The sequence below is a fragment of the Citrobacter sp. Ct235 genome, assembly GCF_030332305.1.
GTDB classification, from domain to species: domain Bacteria; phylum Pseudomonadota; class Gammaproteobacteria; order Enterobacterales; family Enterobacteriaceae; genus Citrobacter_A; species Citrobacter_A telavivensis.
This window is the reverse complement of sequence record NZ_JAOWIC010000049.1, coordinates 495,653-512,538: the sequence shown is the minus strand read 5'-3', so window position 1 is coordinate 512,538 and position 16,886 is coordinate 495,653. Positions and strand designations below refer to the sequence as shown.

Genomic DNA, 16,886 nt, shown 5'->3' with positions numbered 1-16,886 from the left:
CCTTCCTCTGTTCTACGTCGGATAATAGACTCGCGGAATGATCCCGCGAGATTTCTCACAAAGCCAAAAAGCGTCTACGCTGTTTTAAGGTTCTGATCACCGACCAGTGATGGAGAAGCTATGAGTTCATCGTGTATAGAAGAAGTCAGTGTACCGGATGACGACTGGTACCGTATCACTAGCGAATTATTAAGCCGCGCCGGTATTGCCATCAACGGCTCTTCACCAGCAGATATACGCGTCAAAAACCCCGATTTTTTCAAACGTGTTTTACAAGAGGGGTCGCTTGGTCTGGGTGAAAGTTATATGGATGGCTGGTGGGAGTGCGATCGACTGGACCAGTTTTTTAGCAAAGTCCTGCGCGCAGGACTGGAAAACCAACTTCCGCACCATTTCAAAGATACTCTCCGCATCGCCGGCGCTCGCCTGTTCAATTTGCAAAGTAAAAAACGCGCCTGGATCGTCGGTAAAGAGCATTACGATCTCGGTAACGATCTGTTCAGCCGCATGCTCGACCCGTACATGCAGTATTCCTGCGCTTACTGGAAGGACGCTGACACTCTGGAAGCGGCGCAGCAGGCCAAACTGCGGTTAATCTGCGAGAAGTTGCAACTGCAACCCGGCATGCGGGTGCTGGATATCGGCTGCGGCTGGGGCGGTTTGTCGCACTACATGGCGACGAACTACGACGTTAGCGTGGTTGGCGTGACAATTTCCGCCGAGCAGCAGAAGCTGGCGCAGGCGCGCTGTGCGGGACTGGATGTGTCGATTCTGCTGCAGGATTATCGTGACTTGCGCGATCAGTTCGACCGCATTGTGTCAGTAGGTATGTTTGAGCACGTCGGTCCAAAAAACTACCCGACCTATTTCGACGTCGTTGATCGCAACCTGAAACCGGAGGGGTTGTTCCTGCTGCACACCATCGGTTCGAAAAAAACCGACAACAATGTCGATCCGTGGATCAATAAGTACATCTTCCCCAACGGTTGCCTCCCGTCAGTGCGCCAGATAGCTAACGCCAGCGAAGCGCACTTTGTGATGGAAGACTGGCACAACTTCGGCGCGGATTACGACACAACGCTGATGGCGTGGTACGAACGTTTCCTCGCCGCCTGGCCGGAAATTGCCGATAACTATACCGAGCGCTTTAAACGGATGTTCAGCTACTACCTGAACGCCTGCGCCGGTGCATTTCGCGCCCGCGATATTCAGCTCTGGCAGGTGGTGTTCTCACGCGGCGTCGAAGACGGCCTGCGCGTTGCCCGCTAATCTTCATGCCCCCGCCGTCCTGCGGGGGCTGCGCTGTCTTACGCTTCGCTGGCGGTTTTCACCACCGCAGCTTCACGCGCAGCCAGCACGCGTTCCACCGTATCCACCACGGCCTGCGTTTGCGGGTCGATTTCGATATTGACGCGCGCGCCCAGTTTCTTTCTCCCAAGCGTCGTGCGTTCCAGTGTTTCCGGAATAAGATGTACGCAAAAGCGCGTCGCAGTCACTTCGCCAACGGTCAGGCTGATCCCGTCAATGCCAATAAATCCTTTGTACAGAATGTACTTCATCAACGTCGGGTCCTGGACTTTGAACCAGATCTGACGGTTATTCTCAGACGTCAAAATCTTTGATACTTCCGCCGTGGTCATAATGTGACCGGACATCAGATGTCCGCCAATCTCATCGCTGAATTTTGCCGCGCGCTCGACGTTCACCAGGTCACCCACTTTCAGATCGCCCAGATTGGTAATGCGCAGCGTCTCCTTCATCAGATCAAAACTGATGCGGTTACCGTTAATTTCTGTCACGGTCAGGCAGCAGCCGTTGTGCGCCACCGATGCGCCCGTTTCCAGCGCGTCCAGCATGTATTCAGGTAATTCCACTACATGGGTGCGAAAATTTGGTTTTTCATCAATCGACACCAGTTTGGCGGTGCCCTGCACAATACCTGTAAACATACCTGCAACTCCTGAATTCAGTTAAACCATTTCTGCCTGCCACAATAGCAGTTGGAAAATCAGGTTGCCAGTGAAGCACCCATTGCGCCTGTTTTTTCACTGGAGAAATATGTATTCATCGCTACAATAGACTGAAATTTCCCCTGCATCTTCTTCTTGCTGCCACTCGTGGCGGCTTTTTTAGTCTCTCAAATAAAAACAAAATGATAGGTGTACACGTGCAGAAGTATATCAGTGAAGCGCGTCAGTTATTGGCTCTGGCAATTCCGGTGATTCTTGCGCAAATCGCCCAAACCGCAATGGGGTTCGTTGATACCGTGATGGCGGGTGGCTACAGCGCCACCGACATGGCAGCCGTCGCCATCGGGACGTCCATCTGGCTGCCCGCCATTCTGTTCGGTCACGGGCTGCTGCTGGCGCTAACCCCGGTGATTGCTCAGCTCAACGGTTCCGGGCGCCGCGAACGCATTGCGCATCAGGTTCGCCAGGGATTCTGGCTGGCGGGTTTCGTCTCGGTGCTGGTTATGGTCGTGCTGTGGAACGCCGGTTACATCATCCGCGCGATGCACAATATTGATCCGGCCCTGGCGGATAAGGCCGTCGGTTACCTGCGCGCATTATTATGGGGCGCACCGGGTTATCTGTTCTTTCAGGTCGCGCGTAACCAGTGTGAAGGTCTGGCAAAAACCAAACCCGGCATGGTGATGGGTTTTCTTGGTCTGCTGGTCAACATCCCGGTGAACTATATCTTTATCTATGGTCACTTCGGCATGCCGGAACTCGGCGGTGTCGGCTGTGGCGTGGCTACCGCAGCGGTCTATTGGGTAATGTTCTGCGCGATGCTCTGGTATGTCAAACACGCACGTTCAATGCGCGATATTCGTAATGAGCAGCGCTTCAGTAAGCCAGATAGCGTAGTGATGAAACGTCTGGTGCAACTGGGTCTGCCGATTGCGCTGGCGCTGTTTTTTGAAGTCACGCTGTTCGCCGTCGTGGCGCTGCTGGTTTCGCCGCTGGGCATTGTCGATGTTGCAGGCCACCAGATTGCCCTGAACTTCAGTTCACTGATGTTTGTATTGCCGATGTCGCTGGCGGCGGCGGTCACCATTCGCGTGGGCTACCGTCTGGGACAAGGCTCTACGCTGGATGCGCAAACCGCTGCGCGTACCGGTTTAGGCGTTGGCGTCTGCATGGCATGCCTCACTGCCATCTTTACCGTGACGCTGCGTGAGCATATCGCCCTGCTCTATAACGACAATCCTGAAGTGGTGACGCTGGCGGCGCAACTGATGCTGCTGGCGGCGGTGTATCAGATTTCAGACTCCATTCAGGTCATCGGTAGCGGGATCCTGCGTGGTTATAAAGATACGCGCTCGATTTTCTTTATCACCTTTACAGCGTACTGGGTGCTGGGACTGCCGAGCGGTTATATCCTCGCACTGACCGATCTGGTGGTGGATCGTATGGGTCCGGCGGGATTCTGGATGGGCTTTATCATCGGCCTGACCTCGGCCGCGATTATGATGATGCTGCGGATGCGCTTCCTGCAACGCCAGCCGTCGACGGTCATTCTGCAGCGCGCTGCGCGATAAAACGGCAATAGCCGCCAACTGGCGGCTATTCTCTCGACATTTTGCGCACTTCCTCCGCAATCGGGTGAAATCCGGAAGAAAATTACCATTTCCCTCTTGCCTCATCCCGGCTCTGCCGCTAATATTCGTCCCCGTTGTCACACACAACATTGCGTTCATAGCTCAGTTGGTTAGAGCACCACCTTGACATGGTGGGGGTCGTTGGTTCGAGTCCAATTGAACGCACCATCTCATCTTTATATGCGTCTGTAGCTCAGTTGGTTAGAGCACCACCTTGACATGGTGGGGGTCGATGGTTCGAGTCCATTCAGACGCACCATTTCGTTATCTTCCTGTTATACCCCGAATTCTCATCTGCTAACCGGTAATCCCGTTAATGGCTGAACAGTAAACGGTCGTTTTGCGCCTGACTGTCCGCGATATAGAAACGGGTAAACCACGCTGGCTGCCCTGTTATCGCCGTGGGTTTGAGCAGTTTGAGCACCTGAACGTCGCCAGCCCCCTGCATTCGCTGACGAAACTGGAGATGATCGAACACTCTGATGGCTTCAATAACATAGGCCGTCGCAATCTTTTGATCTTCAATCATGATCAGGTGGTCACCATTATTCTTCTCACCCGAGGGGGCCAGATTGCTCGAGCCGGTGAACACTTTGGCGCTGGCCAGATTAAAATCGGTCACCACAAATTTATGGTGAATATTGATTCCCTTACCACCTGCCCATTCAGCGCGAAATGGCTCTGGCGCTTTTTTCGCCAGGTAGGCAAAATCGGCAACGGCCAGCGTGCCATCCGGTTTCACCACCTGTAATTTTCCCGCCGTATTCACCGTGCCATAGCTGAAGACAGGACGATTCAGTAATTCTGCAAGCGCAACGCCCACCGGCGATTCCCTCATGTTATTAAGAAAAGCGATGGAATAGAACACTGACGAACTCGCCTGGTTAATGGCGTTCACCACCGGGTCCAGCGAAAGCGACGTTGCGCGATGGGGAGAATAAGAGACGTTAATCGTCGGCCCATTTGCATGTTTTATTGTCTGTATACTCTGCGATAACGGAGAATGGCGAAACGCGTTAGGCTCGGTAAACGCCTCATCAAACATCTGGCCGAACGATGCCGCAACGCCAGAGGAATGAAAGACCAGCACGTTATTCGCCTGGATATAGAGACCGCGGAAAGAAAAATTGGTTGAGCCGCACAGCACTTTAACCGCCTGATTTTGCTTATCGCGCTGGATCAGTACCTTATGGTGCTGAAGGTTAAAAAAGCGGGTACGTGTAACCTGCGCCCCCGCGACAGCCAGTCGCTCCGACGCCACACTTTCGCTGCTGTTCTTCGCGCCGTGCCCTTCCAGGATGCCCGTCTCTTTATCTTTCTTCGAAGAATCATCAATAACCGCCCGCAGGCGTGGGCCGATCGCCTCCAGCTTTTCGACCAGGTCCGGAAGATTCAGATCGTAGGCCATGAAATCAAGACGGAGTTCAGGATTGTCTAATACCTCCTGAATAAAAGTATCAATCAGGGTTTTTGCTTCAAATCCCAGCCAGTCATAAACGGTCTCGCCCCGGTTATTTTTCACCTCGTCGCGCAGTTTAAAATTGAGTCCATCCTCATCCTGACCGGGAATAATGTCAGCGTTATTATTAAACTGGTCGCGATATGCCTGCGACGACGCGAAGTTGCGCGTAAAACCAATATCAACAATATCGTCGTACGTGACCGGCGAAAGCTCAATACTGGTTTCCAGGGTAATACCCTCGCGTAAACTCCCGTCAGGCTCCATATGCATTTTGGTTGCCTGATAGCGATAGATTCCTGCTACCGGTTGCCAGGGAAAATGGATCCAACGAAATTTCTGCAACGGTGCAATATTGGTATCAAACAACCGATCGCCCGTCACCTTCGCATCCGTATAATCAAAGGCGATACGATTTTTAAGGTAGGTATAATCTTTACTGTTTGGCGGGCACACTTTTATGGCAAAGCCAACAAAGTCTGGTTCGGGTTCATCAACATCAAACCCCAACAGTACCATTCTTTCCCCACGCCACAGCTTAAAATGAAAACCGTTATCCGTGGCATAACAGGTATATCCGGACATAGCGACCTCGATGGTTAAATGATTATGCCTTTCAGCGCTCCAATATTACGGCTGCAATTTAACGACTGAGAAATCCACAATCGCCCTTGCGGCAAAACAGTAAGGCGCCGAGCGCCTGATATCGGGGATCTTATTGCCGTTCACGTCATAAAGCTGGTTGCTGTTGAGATCGCGAATGGCGAAGTAGTACAGCTTGTCCAGTGCAGTAACTCGCATACCGCCGCTGGCGGGAAGACGAGCGCGCGACGGAAACATTATTGCCTTTAACCGCCCCTCTCCCGGTGGCGTAAAAATCGCCAGGGTCGGTGCAGTCCCCACAGGCGCAGCGTCTTCCAGCATTTCAACACTCAGACGCCGTCCTGGCAGAACCGCCGAAATATCCAGCGAAACCCAGGCTTCGTTTTGTGCCAGTGAATCGCGTTCGGTATTCGGATCCTGGCGGGGTATCGCGGAGCGAAAGCCAAGCCCGGTCAGGATTTTGTTTACCCCTACGCTGCCACCGCTAACGATCATCGCGGTGAGTATCTCGGTAAACACGCCCCCGGACACCGTGAATCCACGGTAGGCGGAAAATAGTTCAGCCATCAGATCGAGCTTAAACGAGCTGACGACAAGCCAGGAGCCCACCAGCATAATGGGGGTACGCCAGGCGCGTCCCACCACAACGGCCTGAAAAAGACGCCAGTTAAACAGTAGCGCGAAGGCGCTTTCCATCAGCAGCGCCAGCACAAAGGCCGCCATCAACACCACGAAGGCCTGCTGGACAGAGGCTGATGAGATCTGGGTCTGTTGTTGTGGAATGACCTGGACCCGCAGCGGTTTGTCCCCTGAACACGGGGCAACGTCGGTCTCTCCGGTATCAAGCGTCACCAGAAAGGGAACCTGTTGTGCCGCAGGTACGGTGATACTGGCAACGTACAGTGCCCCATCCTTTTCCACGTCTATCTTACCGACAGGAGAAGCCTCCGGCGCCCGGATGCAGGGGGCGCGGGCAATCGCCGTGGCGACGCCCGTCTGCACAGGGACAATGGCACTCGGCGCGGCCCGTAATTCAGTCGTGGGATTTAGCAATAAAAATGCGCTGACAGGAAAAATAAGACGTGCTCGCATCGTGGCCTCGTGACGAATAATGAAGGAATATCACGTGATTCAGTTGCTTTTGTGAGAATAGCGGGTTTAAACGTATCGGGACTAAGCGTTATCCATGATCTAAGCGTGAATCTTTCACCCGTTGAGGTGATCGCAAAATAATAACCTGACCAGAAAACGTACTCTGTTGCCCTATTACTTCCTGTCGACACCTCATAAAGCATGAATAAAAGCTTTTGCTGAACGCGCTGAATTTCAAAAACGTGACTCCAGAGAGAATGTGCCGACATTATCGCTCCCCCTGAATCTGGTACAATCCCGTACACCATGTCAGAGGGAAGCGCCCGGGATATTTTTATCGTGCGTTATCGTTAAGTATTGAGAGGGAGAAGGATTATGCCTAAATTATTACAGCTTCACTTCGCGTTTCATGGACCGTTTGGGCAAGAAATGGCAGACCAACTGCGTGGTCTGGCGGAGTCAATTAATCAGGAACCGGGTTTTTTGTGGAAGGTGTGGACAGAAAGCGAGCAACACCAGGAAGCGGGTGGGATCTATCTTTTCGAAAATGAAGAGACCGCGCTGGCCTATCTGGACAAACATACCGCGCGCTTAAAAAATCTCGGCGTTGAGGAAGTGATTGCCAAAATTTTTGATGTGAATATCCCGCTAAGCAAAATCAATAAGGCAAAAATCGACTAACGGATATTGATGAGGGGGCGTCTCCCCTCAATTAATTCAACGAGACGTCAGGCAGGAGAGATATTTTGCGCCCGAACGTTGCACGATCTCGTGGGCATCACCAACAATATTCAGTCCTTCAAACGCGCCGTACAAACTGGCGAATTTCACGCCTTCCAGCCGACGCGTGATGCCTGCCACGCGTTCAGACGACAAAGGCAGCATATTAGGATAGCTCCACATGAACGATACCGCGTCGGCGCCGGGGGTGACCTGCAGGATATCCCCGCAGAGGATAGTCCCTTCCCCCTCGTCCTGATGCAAAACGGTTCCTCCGGCAAAATGACCGCCCAATCGCAACAGCGTAATGCCGGGCAGCAACGCGTACGTTTCGCCTTCCCACTGGCGAATCCAGGGACTGTCTCGCATGATCCAGGCACTGTCAGCGGCATGGAGCCAGACGGGAGCGTCAAACGCCTCCGCCCAGTCCTGCATCGTGGTGTAGTAGTGAGGATGAGAGATCGCGATAGCGCTTAATCCGCCCAATGCATGGATGAGCGTTCGGGTTGCCGGATCCAGATTCGCAATACAATCCCAGAGGACATTTCCTACCGGCGTTCTGAGCAGAAACGCCCGCTGGTTTATCGCAAAAGAAGGAACGGTTATCAGGCTTAACAACTGCGGCGTATGTTGCTGCCACTTGTTGGTATGGCGATGCGTCAGTTCGTCAAAATCGATCCACGCCTGCCCGGTGACCGGCACATATTGCCGCGCATCCTGACAAATTTTGCAGCGCTCGATGGGGCGCTGACTGTCGTCATACGAAGTACCACAGGCTTTACACAGCGTTATCATCTTCACTCCTGACCTAGCCTAAAACCACGGTAAGTATGGCAGAGGATGCAGCCAGTCAGGGACGCAATGCTCTTCCAGACCGAAACAGCCGAACCTTACTCATCTACACTTACCTGATGTATCAGGCGTGTCAGTGGCGAAATAAGAATAATGGGACGGACAGGAATATGAAAAAAATCGCGATTATCGGGGCGGGTCCGACAGGGGTTTATACCTTTTTCTCATTACTCAAAGAGGAGCAGCCGCTGGAGATCGCCGTCTTTGAACGCGGGAGTGAGGCAGGAATTGGAATGCCTTATGGCCATTCTGAAAATACCCCAATGATGTTGGCAAATATTGCCAGTATCGAGGTCCCCCCGCTTTTTGACACCTGGCTTGAGTGGCTGCAGACCCAGGACGCACACTATCTTGCGCACTATGGCGTTAACAAGGAAGCACTGCACCAGCGTCAGTTTCTGCCACGTATTTTACTGGGCGACTATTTCCGCGCGCAGTTTTTGCTCGCCGTTCGCCACGCAGAAGATCGTGGTTTTAAGGTCACATTGTATGAGTCCTGTGAAGTCACGGATGTGGCAGCCGATCCCACTGGTGTACAACTCTGGACTGAACGGCACACGGAGCCGCTGCAAGTCGACCTCGCGGTGATCGCCACTGGACACGTCTGGCCGGACGATGACGAATCAACGCGCGCATTTTATCCCAGCCCCTGGTCCGGCTTGATGGAGGCCGATGTGCCCGCCGCCAGAGTGGGTATTCTGGGGACCTCGCTGAGCGCCCTGGATGCCGCAATGGCAGTGGCGGTACAACACGGAACGTTTCACGAAACGGATGAAAATCAGGTCCATTTCTCGCTGAATAAACACAGTGAAGCGCTGGAGATCACGCTGATGTCACGTTCGGGCATTTTGCCGGAAGCCGACTTCTACTGCCCCATTCCCTATGAACCCGTAGAGTACGTTACCGGGGAGGCCATCACGCGCGAAATCGATGCCGGTTCAGTCGGACTCCTCGATCGCGTTTTTAGACTCATGCAACAGGAACTCGCGTTAGCCGATTCGAAATGGGCTGAGCAAATATCGCTCTCCTCGTTGGATGCCGATAGCTTCCCCGTGGCGTTGTTTGCCGACAGAATGCACAGCGATCCGTTCGAATGGGCGGCAGCAAATTTGAAAGAGGTCGAGGCGAACAAGCGCGACAAGCGCACCGTTGCCTGGCGCTACACCCTGCTGCGTTTACATGAGCGGGTTCAGGAAATCGTTGCCCATCTGGATGAAAAAGATAGCAAACGGTTCAGCGCGGGGCTCGCCCGCGTGTTTATTGATAATTATGCAGCGATCCCGTCAGAGTCCATTCGCCGTATGCTGGCGTTGCACGCAGCCGGTATTCTGCGCATTCTCACGCTGGGACAGGATTACGGGAAGGAGATAAAGGCGGATCGTACCGAGATTACAACACACAACGATCGCCTGACGTTTGACGTATTCATCGATGCGCGAGGCCAAAGGCCCCTGAAGACAGCGGATTTGCCGTTCGCGCGATTACGCAGGCAATTACTGTCGTGTGGTGAGACGATTCCAGAGGTTGGCGAAGACTATACGCTTCAGGCACCGGAGCATGTTCGCGGGAGAATTGCCTTCGGCGCATTGCCCTATTTGATGCATGATCGGCCCTTTATCCAGGGGTTAGTCGCCTGTCAGGAAATTGGCGACGCGATGGCCAGGGCAGTGTCGAAACCGGCATCCCGCCTGCGCAGGCGTTTATCCCTTTACGATCGGTAATTCAGCACACATTGTGGATGCATCCGGCGTCAAATTTGCCCTATACTCGTGTGATGTCAAAAATGAGATAAGAAGGGTGAACGATGGAAATTGATCTCGATAATCTGGTCTTTAACGGGCTGGAAGAAGCACAAGAGCGTAACGCGGAACGTCTGGAAGATGCGGACAAAAAAGCAGAATCGGTGATTGCCGATGATGACTGCGGCGATGCATGCAAAATCTAATTTAGTTCAACCTGCCGCGCATTTCCGCGCGGCAGGCCTGTAAGCGGTTTACTCCCCTCAGCATTTCCACGGTAATTGCAGATTTCATTCCAGTACACCTCGCGCATCCGACGATGTTCAGCGTGTTGTTTGATCACGAAACCACTCCGGGTCAATGTTAGCAATGTCCACGCCGTACAGGCTGGCGACAGGAAGAATAGACTCCACAACGCGCTGCAGATTGACCTCCGCACCAGGTTGTCGGGTCGGGTCAGGCGTGATAACACCGTGCGCCCAAAGACGCGCTATCCGCATTTTTATCTTCTCCATCTCCCGCTCCTTTGCTTGTCAGATACTTTTCATTGCAGCGCAAACGGCGTGAAAAATGAAATACGAATTTTGCTCACCGTTATCTGTTTTTGTTCGTTAGCAACGCTTCGTTAACATGCTGTTCACTAATAACTTTTTGCATATAAATAAGTCCTTTTTCTTCTTTTGTCCTGGGTTTGGGTTGTGGGAGCGTAAAAGGACAAACCAATAACTCCAGGGATATCAAAGAAAATGATGGCAACGAAAATGCACAGCTCAAAAAAAACGATCCTCGCGCTCGGCGTCATGCTCGCCACAAGCTTCATCAGCGCCCAGACACAGGCCGACCAACTCGCCGACATCAAAGCCGCGGGCGTGGTCAAAGTCGCGACGTTTGACGCCAACCCACCGTTTGGCTCCGTTGACCCGAAAACGCATCAGATTGTCGGGTACGATGTCGATTTTGCTCAGGCGCTGGCGAAGTCACTGGGTGTGAAACTGGAACTGGTCGCCACTAACCCCGCCAACCGTATCCCGCTGCTGCAATCGGGCAAAGCTGACCTGATCGTCGCCGATATTACGATCACCCCCGAGCGCGCCCAGGTCATCGACTTTTCCGTCCCCTACTTTGTCACCGGACAGCAGTTCCTGGTACCGGTCTCGTCACCCGATAAGCTTGATGAATACAGCCGTGCGCGCATCGGTGCGGTGAAGGGAACCACCGGTGAGCAGGCGTTGCATCAGCGGTTCCCGCAATCCCGCGTTCTGGCTTACGACGATATTCCGCTGGCGTTAACCGCACTGCGTAACGGCAACGTGCAGGCCATCACGCAGGACTCCACTATCCTGGCAGGCTTGCTTGGCGGCGCACCGGACAAAGCACAGTTTAAAATCCTGCCCGATTTACTCAGCAAAGAGGAGATCGGCGTGGGCGTGAAGAAAGGCGAAACGGCATTGCTGAAGGCGGTTAACGATGAATTGCTGAGGCTCGAATCCAGCGGACAGGCAAGCAAAATTTATGACGTCTGGTTTGGCCCGGAAACGAAAAATCCGCAGCCGCGCGCCTTTAAAATTGAGGCCAGATAAGATGCTGGCGGGTTTATTCACCCCTTCCGCAGCCCAGGCTGCGGATTTTAGCCAGTTACACCAGGCGCGGGTTGAATTACGCGATGTGGTGAAAGCGTACGGCGATCACCGGGTACTCAACGGTATTAATCTCACCGTTGAACCTGGCGAAGTCGTGACCATTCTTGGCCCTTCGGGATCGGGAAAATCAACCCTGATTCGCCTGATCAACCAACTGGAATCACTAAGTGGTGGCGACATCCTTATTGATGACAAGCCTGTCGGTCGGCTCAAGGGGGCCGCGCTGCGCCACTTGCGCAGCCGTATAGGCTTTGTTTTCCAGCAGTTCAATCTGTATGCACACCTGACGGCACAGCAGAATATCACCCTCGCACTGGAGTACGTCCACGGCTGGAATAAAGCCGACGCCACACAGCGCGCCTTTGCCTTGCTGGAGCAGGTCGGGCTGGAAGAGAAAGCCGATGCTTATCCGGCACAGCTTTCCGGCGGTCAACAGCAGCGGGTGGCGATCGCCCGCGCGCTGGCCTCCTCACCGCAAATCATCCTGTTTGATGAACCCACCTCCGCGCTCGATCCGGAAATGATCGGTGAGGTTTTGCTTGTGATGAAACGCCTGGCGCACAGCGGTATTACGATGATTGTGGTCACTCACGAGATGCATTTTGCTCGCGAAATTGCTGACCGGGTCGTGTTTATCGACGGCGGCGATATTCTCGAAGTCGCGCCACCGGACGACTTTTTTACCCGACCACAGCACCCGCGGACTCAGCGCTTTCTGCAAAAGGTGCTGGATCCGCTGCATCAGGAGTCATCGCGATAATGCCGTCAATGGACTGGCAGGGAGTGCTCACCGGCCTTCCCCTGCAATGGATCCTCTCCGGATTTCTCACCACGCTGTGGGTTAGCGCCGCAGGAATTCTTCTCGCCACGCTGTTGGCGATTATTCTGTTGGCCCTTCGTCTTTCCGGCCATATTACTGGTCGCCGCGTAGTAGCCGGCTGGGTATCGCTGTTTCGAAACACCCCGCTGCTGGTACAACTGCTGTTCTGGTACTTCGCTGGCTGGAACCTGCTTCCTCGCGGGTTTGTTGATTTTGTAAACGCAGAACATAGCGGGTCAATCCTGCCCGGCAACGTCTGGTGGTTGACGCCCGAGTTTCTCTGCTCTGCATGGGGACTCGGCGTGTTTACCTCGGCGTTCCTGGTCGAGGAGATCGCCTCCGGGTTACAGGCTGTCTCAGCCGGACAGCGCGAAGCCGCAGTCTCGCAGGGGTTCTCCTCGTGGTTGACCTTCCGCTATATCCTGTTACCGCAGGGGCTAACCAATGCCTGGCAACCGGTGATAGGGCAATATCTCAACCTGATGAAACTGTCGTCATTAGCCAGCGGCATTGGCTTTGCGGAACTCACCTACCAGGTTCGCCAGATTGAAAGCTATAACGCCCATGCGCTGGAAGCCTTTGCCGTAGGTACGGGGCTTTATCTGTTCACCGGTGTGGCTCTCGGCCTGCTGCTGACCCGTCTGGGCCCCGCCCCCCGGCAGGAGAAAAAGGCACAAACCCGCCGGTTACGTTTCAGGAGTCCACAGCATGATCGCTAATATTGCCGTGATAACCGACAACCTGGATTATCTCCTGTGGGGACGACTGGCCGATGGTCAACCCGGCGGCGTGCTGTTGACCCTGATGATGGCGCTGGGTGCGGCGGTACTGGCCTTGCCTGGCGGTATTGCCCTTGCCGCTATCGCCTGGCGTTTTCCGGGCATCATCCGTAAAGGATTGTTCGTCTGGGCAGAACTGATTCGCGGGATCCCGCTGATCTTCGTCATTTTCTGGATGTGGTATCTGTTGCCCATGCTTACCGGCAGCGATCTGCCCGGTGCGACAACCGTGACGCTGGCGCTGGCCTGGTTTACCGCCGCGTCAGTTATGCATTCGGTGTACGCCGGACTCAACGCACTGCCTGACGGACAGTATGATGCTGCCGTATCCCAGGGTTTCAGTCCTGTTCAGGCACTAAGAGGGGTTCTGCTACCGCAGGTGTTACGTCATGTCCTGCCCTCCCTGACCGGGATTTGCATTGGTCTGCTGAAGGACACTTCGCTGGCATTTATTGTCAACGTGCCGGAGCTGACAACGGTGGCGGGACAGGTTAACAGCCGGGAACAGATTTATCCGGCGGCTATCTTCATCTTTACGGGGCTGGTCTACTATCTGCTTTGCTACGGCCTGGAGAAAGCGACCCGGCGACGATTTGTTCTGCGCTAACCCGTCAGCATTCTACAAACTGGTGCGCGTCGTCGAGTCGGTACTTCACGCCGGCGCGGATCCCCTCTTCACCTTCAACCGCAACGGCAAAGCGCATGCGTTCACCGTCGTGATAGGCCAGTGCCGCACAGCCACCCGGCCCCAGCACTACGGAGTCAACAACCCCCGTACTGGCAACGATCGCGTTGTCGCCGTTGCAGATGATATGTACGTTGTCACCGCTGTTGGCGATTTTAGCGTCTGCGCCAAAGCTCACAATCTGGCTCAGGTCGCCGTTACTGGCGACATGGCTTCGCTCACCCAGGGTGCTCACCCGCACGCGCATACCGCTGCTGGCGATCCGCGTTCCGTTACCGGCACTGCTAATGCGCGTCGAGTTTCCTGCGGCGGCAAGCCTCGCGCGATCTCCTGAACTGCTGATATGACTGTTATAGCCAACGCTGCCAATGCGCACACAGTAGCCTGCACTGGCAATTTGTGACGCATAGCCTGCGCTGGCGATCTTCATATTATCGCCAGCACAGCCCAGATTCGCGTTATCAGCGGCGTTTGCCACCTGCCAGTCGCCCACTGAGGCATCAGGTTTTGCCAGCCGCGACATGGCGGAGATATCCTGGCGGGCAAAATTTTCTTCATCCAGCCAGCGCGACCAGGCGTATTCCACCAGACTGTTCGCCCAGTCGAGATACCCTTCGCGACTCAACGCCCGGTGCACATCGGCGTAGTTACCGCCCTTGGGAAAACGGCGCAGAAACCAGCGATACATCACCGCACCAACCCGCCAGCTGCGCAAATCCTCTCGCGTGATCAACATCGGTTAATGCCGGTGATAGCCATCGACCATGCAGCGGAACGTCTCGCCGGGCGTACGGCCCGTGGTGCACAGGTAGAGGTGACCAAAAATAAAGAACAGGCTGATGACAGCCAGTGCGAAGTGCGCCTGTAACAACCAGTAGCGCACGCCGGGGAACACATCCCCCACGACCTGCGGATAGAGCGCCAATAACCCACTCAGCAGCAGCAGCGGCAACAATCCGTACATTACGCCGACATAGGCCGCCTGCTGTAACGGATTAAACTTCGAGCGCGGCGTGGCCGGGAACGGATGCGCTTCACCCTGCATAATGCCGTAGAGGTAGAAACGGGTCTGTTTCATCGCCCGCGCCATCCAGCCCTGGGGACGAATAAGGTAATGGTGGCCGTTCCCCCCCAACGCATTGATCAGAACAAAACCAACCCAGCACGCCAGCAGCAGAAATCCGCAGACTTCATGAACCGTCAGCAAACTTTTGATCGCCGCAGGGCTGACCAACGAAAAGTGATTGATGAGTCCGCTACCGAGCAGGAGTATAAACAACAGTGCATTCGACCAGTGCCACAGCCGAACCGCCCGTGAGTACAGATAAACCTTCTCGCCATGCCCGGCAGCAGCCTTGTTGGCCGCGCGAAAACGAAGCCAGGCGTGCAACCCCAGCACCAGCCACATCGCCACCAGCAGAAGTCCGGCCATCACCAGCCAGACGGGCCAATACTCAGGGGAAAACACCGGCACATAGTTTGCCAGTTGGGCCTGAAACTGTTCAGCATTCTGCGACGCGTTCATACATTATCCTTTTTAATCAAATGTTGACCGAACCGACGATACAGATGGGGCTTACCCGCGCCCGGAAGTTGATACTGGTAGTAATTATTTTCCTGTAGCCAGCGCTGAATGTCCGGGCTGTCCTCGCGACCAAACAGCAGCGCATGCTCCGGGCAGGACGTGACACAGATAGGCGGGAAACCTTTGGCCAGCCGCGACTGGGCGCAAAAATCGCATTTGTCCGCCACTTTGGTGACTGGATTAAGGTAACGCACCTGATAAGGACACGCGCCAATGCAGTAACTGCAGCCAATACAGCGCGAACTGTCGACACGAACAATCCCGTCCTCATCGCGCCACGACGCGCCGGTCGGGCAAACCTCAATGCAGGGCGCATCGTCGCAGTGCTGACAGGACTGACGGAAGTAGTGATACAGCGTCTCGTTGTCATTATCTGAAACGGGAATATGCGCGATAGACAAGCGACTTCCCTGCGCAGGAACATCATTCGTTTTGCGACAGGCGCGGGTACACAGGTTACAGCCGTTGCATCGTGATTCATCATGAATCATGACGTAACGAACGGGACTGCCAGCCGTTGTCTTCGCCAGCAGCGTCTGGCCGGGTCCGCTGAAGAAAATGACGGTTCCCATGCCAAGCACAAATTTTCGTCGAGTGAAGGACATCTTGTTATCCTCTAATGCTGTGGTCGCGCTCGTCCACGCTGTCCATAAAGTCAGGGATTCTGAAACTGCTCAACTTCCAGCCATTCGCACAAACCGTACGCTTTGCCGTAACTCATAAAGCGTTCGCTGAATAAGTACGGCACGTCGTTTGATGACGCGACCGTGCGGATATCGGCATAGTCGGGATGCGTTTCAATCGCGGCCAGCGCGGCTTGTATCTGCTGTGGTTCGAAACCATAAGGCGATTGTTCCAGCATGGCTATCTTGTACGGACGCGGATAGGTCTGGCAGTCAAAGCGCACCGCCTGTGCGATTGCCCGACAGATATCCTTTTCCACCACCTGAACGCACATGTCAGCATAGTTGGCGGTCATGGTCTGGGTTGAGTAGTAATAGTCATCCTGAGAGCCCTGCACCCAGGCGATATCATCCCCGGCAAGCCCCTCTCTGAGCGTTTCCAGTAGCGGTACGAGCTCCACCTCTTTCACCGAGTACGGCGGCTGCAAGAACAGTTCGCGCGCGACAAGCTGGCCGTTCGCCGAAGACTGACGGATAAAATCCGCTACGATCTCCGCAGGACTTTCTGGCACCGCCTGTTCATCAGCGTCGGCGACCTGCTCACGTCGCCCCTGCAACCACTGTCGCTTTTCAAGATCCACACCCGGCGTAACAGGTTGACTCACATCCTCTGGATGGCTCATGTGAT

The 16,886-nt window shown here is 54.4% G+C and carries 18 protein-coding genes and 2 tRNA genes; 11 read left to right on the top strand and 9 right to left on the bottom strand.

Features of this window, described 5'->3' with window-relative positions; translation table 11 throughout:
• The first annotated feature begins 120 nt into the window (after positions 1 to 120).
• Positions 121 to 1,269 carry a cyclopropane fatty acyl phospholipid synthase gene (gene cfa, locus OGY35_RS19605; RefSeq protein ID WP_152404845.1) on the top strand — a complete coding sequence of 383 codons (1,149 nt, stop codon included), beginning with the start codon at positions 121 to 123 and terminating at the stop codon, positions 1,267 to 1,269.
• 38 nt (positions 1,270 to 1,307) lie between these two features.
• Here the strand turns inward: cfa and OGY35_RS19600 are convergent, their stop codons facing one another.
• Positions 1,308 to 1,949, bottom strand: a complete 642-nt coding sequence (locus tag OGY35_RS19600) for a riboflavin synthase subunit alpha (RefSeq protein WP_152404846.1) — start codon at positions 1,947 to 1,949, stop codon at positions 1,308 to 1,310.
• A gap of 218 nt (positions 1,950 to 2,167) precedes the next feature.
• Here OGY35_RS19600 and mdtK point away from each other — a divergent pair, with 218 nt between their 5' ends.
• The 3 genes from mdtK to OGY35_RS19585 all read left to right on the top strand — a co-directional run bounded on the left by mdtK (position 2,168) and on the right by OGY35_RS19585 (position 3,860).
• Complete coding sequence (gene mdtK / locus OGY35_RS19595; RefSeq protein ID WP_152404847.1) at positions 2,168 to 3,541, top strand: multidrug efflux MATE transporter MdtK; 1,374 nt, start codon at positions 2,168 to 2,170, stop codon at positions 3,539 to 3,541.
• A 151-nt stretch (positions 3,542 to 3,692) separates the two neighbouring features.
• Positions 3,693 to 3,769: transfer RNA gene (locus tag OGY35_RS19590), tRNA-Val, on the top strand.
• 14 nt (positions 3,770 to 3,783) lie between these two features.
• Positions 3,784 to 3,860 (top strand) — tRNA-Val (locus OGY35_RS19585).
• A gap of 54 nt (positions 3,861 to 3,914) precedes the next feature.
• On the opposite strand, the gene OGY35_RS19580 is transcribed toward OGY35_RS19585, so the two are convergent.
• Together OGY35_RS19580 and OGY35_RS19575 are read right to left on the bottom strand one after the other, a co-directional pair.
• Entirely contained in the window at positions 3,915 to 5,645 is a 1,731-nt protein-coding gene (locus OGY35_RS19580; RefSeq protein WP_286633190.1) for a phospholipase D-like domain-containing protein, read from the bottom strand.
• Between the two features lie 45 nt (positions 5,646 to 5,690).
• Entirely contained in the window at positions 5,691 to 6,755 is a 1,065-nt protein-coding gene (locus OGY35_RS19575) for a hypothetical protein (RefSeq protein ID WP_286633189.1), read from the bottom strand.
• A 375-nt stretch (positions 6,756 to 7,130) separates the two neighbouring features.
• Here OGY35_RS19575 and OGY35_RS19570 point away from each other — a divergent pair, with 375 nt between their 5' ends.
• On the top strand, positions 7,131 to 7,436 hold the full coding sequence (locus OGY35_RS19570; RefSeq protein WP_286633188.1) for a monooxygenase: 306 nt from the start codon (positions 7,131 to 7,133) through the stop codon (positions 7,434 to 7,436).
• Positions 7,437 to 7,472: 36 nt separating this feature from the next.
• On the opposite strand, the gene OGY35_RS19565 is transcribed toward OGY35_RS19570, so the two are convergent.
• Positions 7,473 to 8,270 (bottom strand): MBL fold metallo-hydrolase, encoded by a 798-nt coding sequence (locus OGY35_RS19565; RefSeq protein ID WP_286633187.1) that lies wholly within the window; start codon positions 8,268 to 8,270, stop codon positions 7,473 to 7,475.
• A 167-nt stretch (positions 8,271 to 8,437) separates the two neighbouring features.
• Here OGY35_RS19565 and OGY35_RS19560 point away from each other — a divergent pair, with 167 nt between their 5' ends.
• Both OGY35_RS19560 and OGY35_RS19555 read left to right on the top strand, forming a co-directional pair.
• Positions 8,438 to 10,048 carry an FAD-NAD(P)-binding protein gene (locus tag OGY35_RS19560; protein ID WP_286633186.1) on the top strand — a complete coding sequence of 537 codons (1,611 nt, stop codon included), beginning with the start codon at positions 8,438 to 8,440 and terminating at the stop codon, positions 10,046 to 10,048.
• An 83-nt stretch (positions 10,049 to 10,131) separates the two neighbouring features.
• A complete protein-coding gene (locus OGY35_RS19555) occupies positions 10,132 to 10,272 on the top strand; it encodes a hypothetical protein (RefSeq protein ID WP_152404854.1) in 141 nt (46 codons plus the stop codon).
• Positions 10,273 to 10,389: 117 nt separating this feature from the next.
• Here the strand turns inward: OGY35_RS19555 and OGY35_RS19550 are convergent, their stop codons facing one another.
• Positions 10,390 to 10,581, bottom strand: a complete 192-nt coding sequence (locus OGY35_RS19550; protein WP_152404855.1) for a hypothetical protein — start codon at positions 10,579 to 10,581, stop codon at positions 10,390 to 10,392.
• A gap of 231 nt (positions 10,582 to 10,812) precedes the next feature.
• Here OGY35_RS19550 and OGY35_RS19545 point away from each other — a divergent pair, with 231 nt between their 5' ends.
• Genes OGY35_RS19545 through OGY35_RS19530 form a run of 4 tightly spaced genes read left to right on the top strand, consistent with a single transcriptional unit; the run spans position 10,813 to position 13,912 of the window.
• Positions 10,813 to 11,646, top strand: coding sequence for an ABC transporter substrate-binding protein (locus tag OGY35_RS19545; RefSeq protein ID WP_286633185.1), 834 nt, complete (start codon positions 10,813 to 10,815; stop codon positions 11,644 to 11,646).
• 1 nt (position 11,647) lies between these two features.
• Positions 11,648 to 12,466 (top strand): amino acid ABC transporter ATP-binding protein, encoded by an 819-nt coding sequence (locus OGY35_RS19540; RefSeq protein ID WP_286633184.1) that lies wholly within the window; start codon positions 11,648 to 11,650, stop codon positions 12,464 to 12,466.
• Complete coding sequence (locus OGY35_RS19535; protein WP_286633710.1) at positions 12,463 to 13,245, top strand: amino acid ABC transporter permease; 783 nt, start codon at positions 12,463 to 12,465, stop codon at positions 13,243 to 13,245. The genes OGY35_RS19540 and OGY35_RS19535 overlap by 4 nt, the downstream gene beginning before the upstream one ends.
• Entirely contained in the window at positions 13,235 to 13,912 is a 678-nt protein-coding gene (locus tag OGY35_RS19530) for an amino acid ABC transporter permease (protein ID WP_152404859.1), read from the top strand. Before OGY35_RS19535 ends, OGY35_RS19530 begins: the two co-directional genes overlap by 11 nt.
• A 4-nt stretch (positions 13,913 to 13,916) precedes the next feature.
• Here OGY35_RS19530 and ydhT read toward each other — a convergent pair whose 3' ends face one another.
• Genes ydhT through OGY35_RS19510 form a run of 4 tightly spaced genes read right to left on the bottom strand, consistent with a single transcriptional unit; the run spans position 13,917 to position 16,881 of the window.
• Positions 13,917 to 14,726, bottom strand: coding sequence for a protein YdhT (ydhT, locus tag OGY35_RS19525; protein ID WP_152404860.1), 810 nt, complete (start codon positions 14,724 to 14,726; stop codon positions 13,917 to 13,919).
• A gap of 3 nt (positions 14,727 to 14,729) precedes the next feature.
• On the bottom strand, positions 14,730 to 15,515 hold the full coding sequence (phsC, locus tag OGY35_RS19520) for a thiosulfate reductase cytochrome B subunit (protein WP_286633183.1): 786 nt from the start codon (positions 15,513 to 15,515) through the stop codon (positions 14,730 to 14,732).
• Positions 15,512 to 16,180 carry a 4Fe-4S dicluster domain-containing protein gene (locus tag OGY35_RS19515; protein WP_286633182.1) on the bottom strand — a complete coding sequence of 223 codons (669 nt, stop codon included), beginning with the start codon at positions 16,178 to 16,180 and terminating at the stop codon, positions 15,512 to 15,514. The genes phsC and OGY35_RS19515 overlap by 4 nt, the downstream gene beginning before the upstream one ends.
• Positions 16,181 to 16,230: 50 nt before the next feature.
• A complete protein-coding gene (locus OGY35_RS19510; protein ID WP_286633181.1) occupies positions 16,231 to 16,881 on the bottom strand; it encodes a YdhW family putative oxidoreductase system protein in 651 nt (216 codons plus the stop codon).
• Positions 16,882 to 16,886 lie beyond the last annotated feature (5 nt).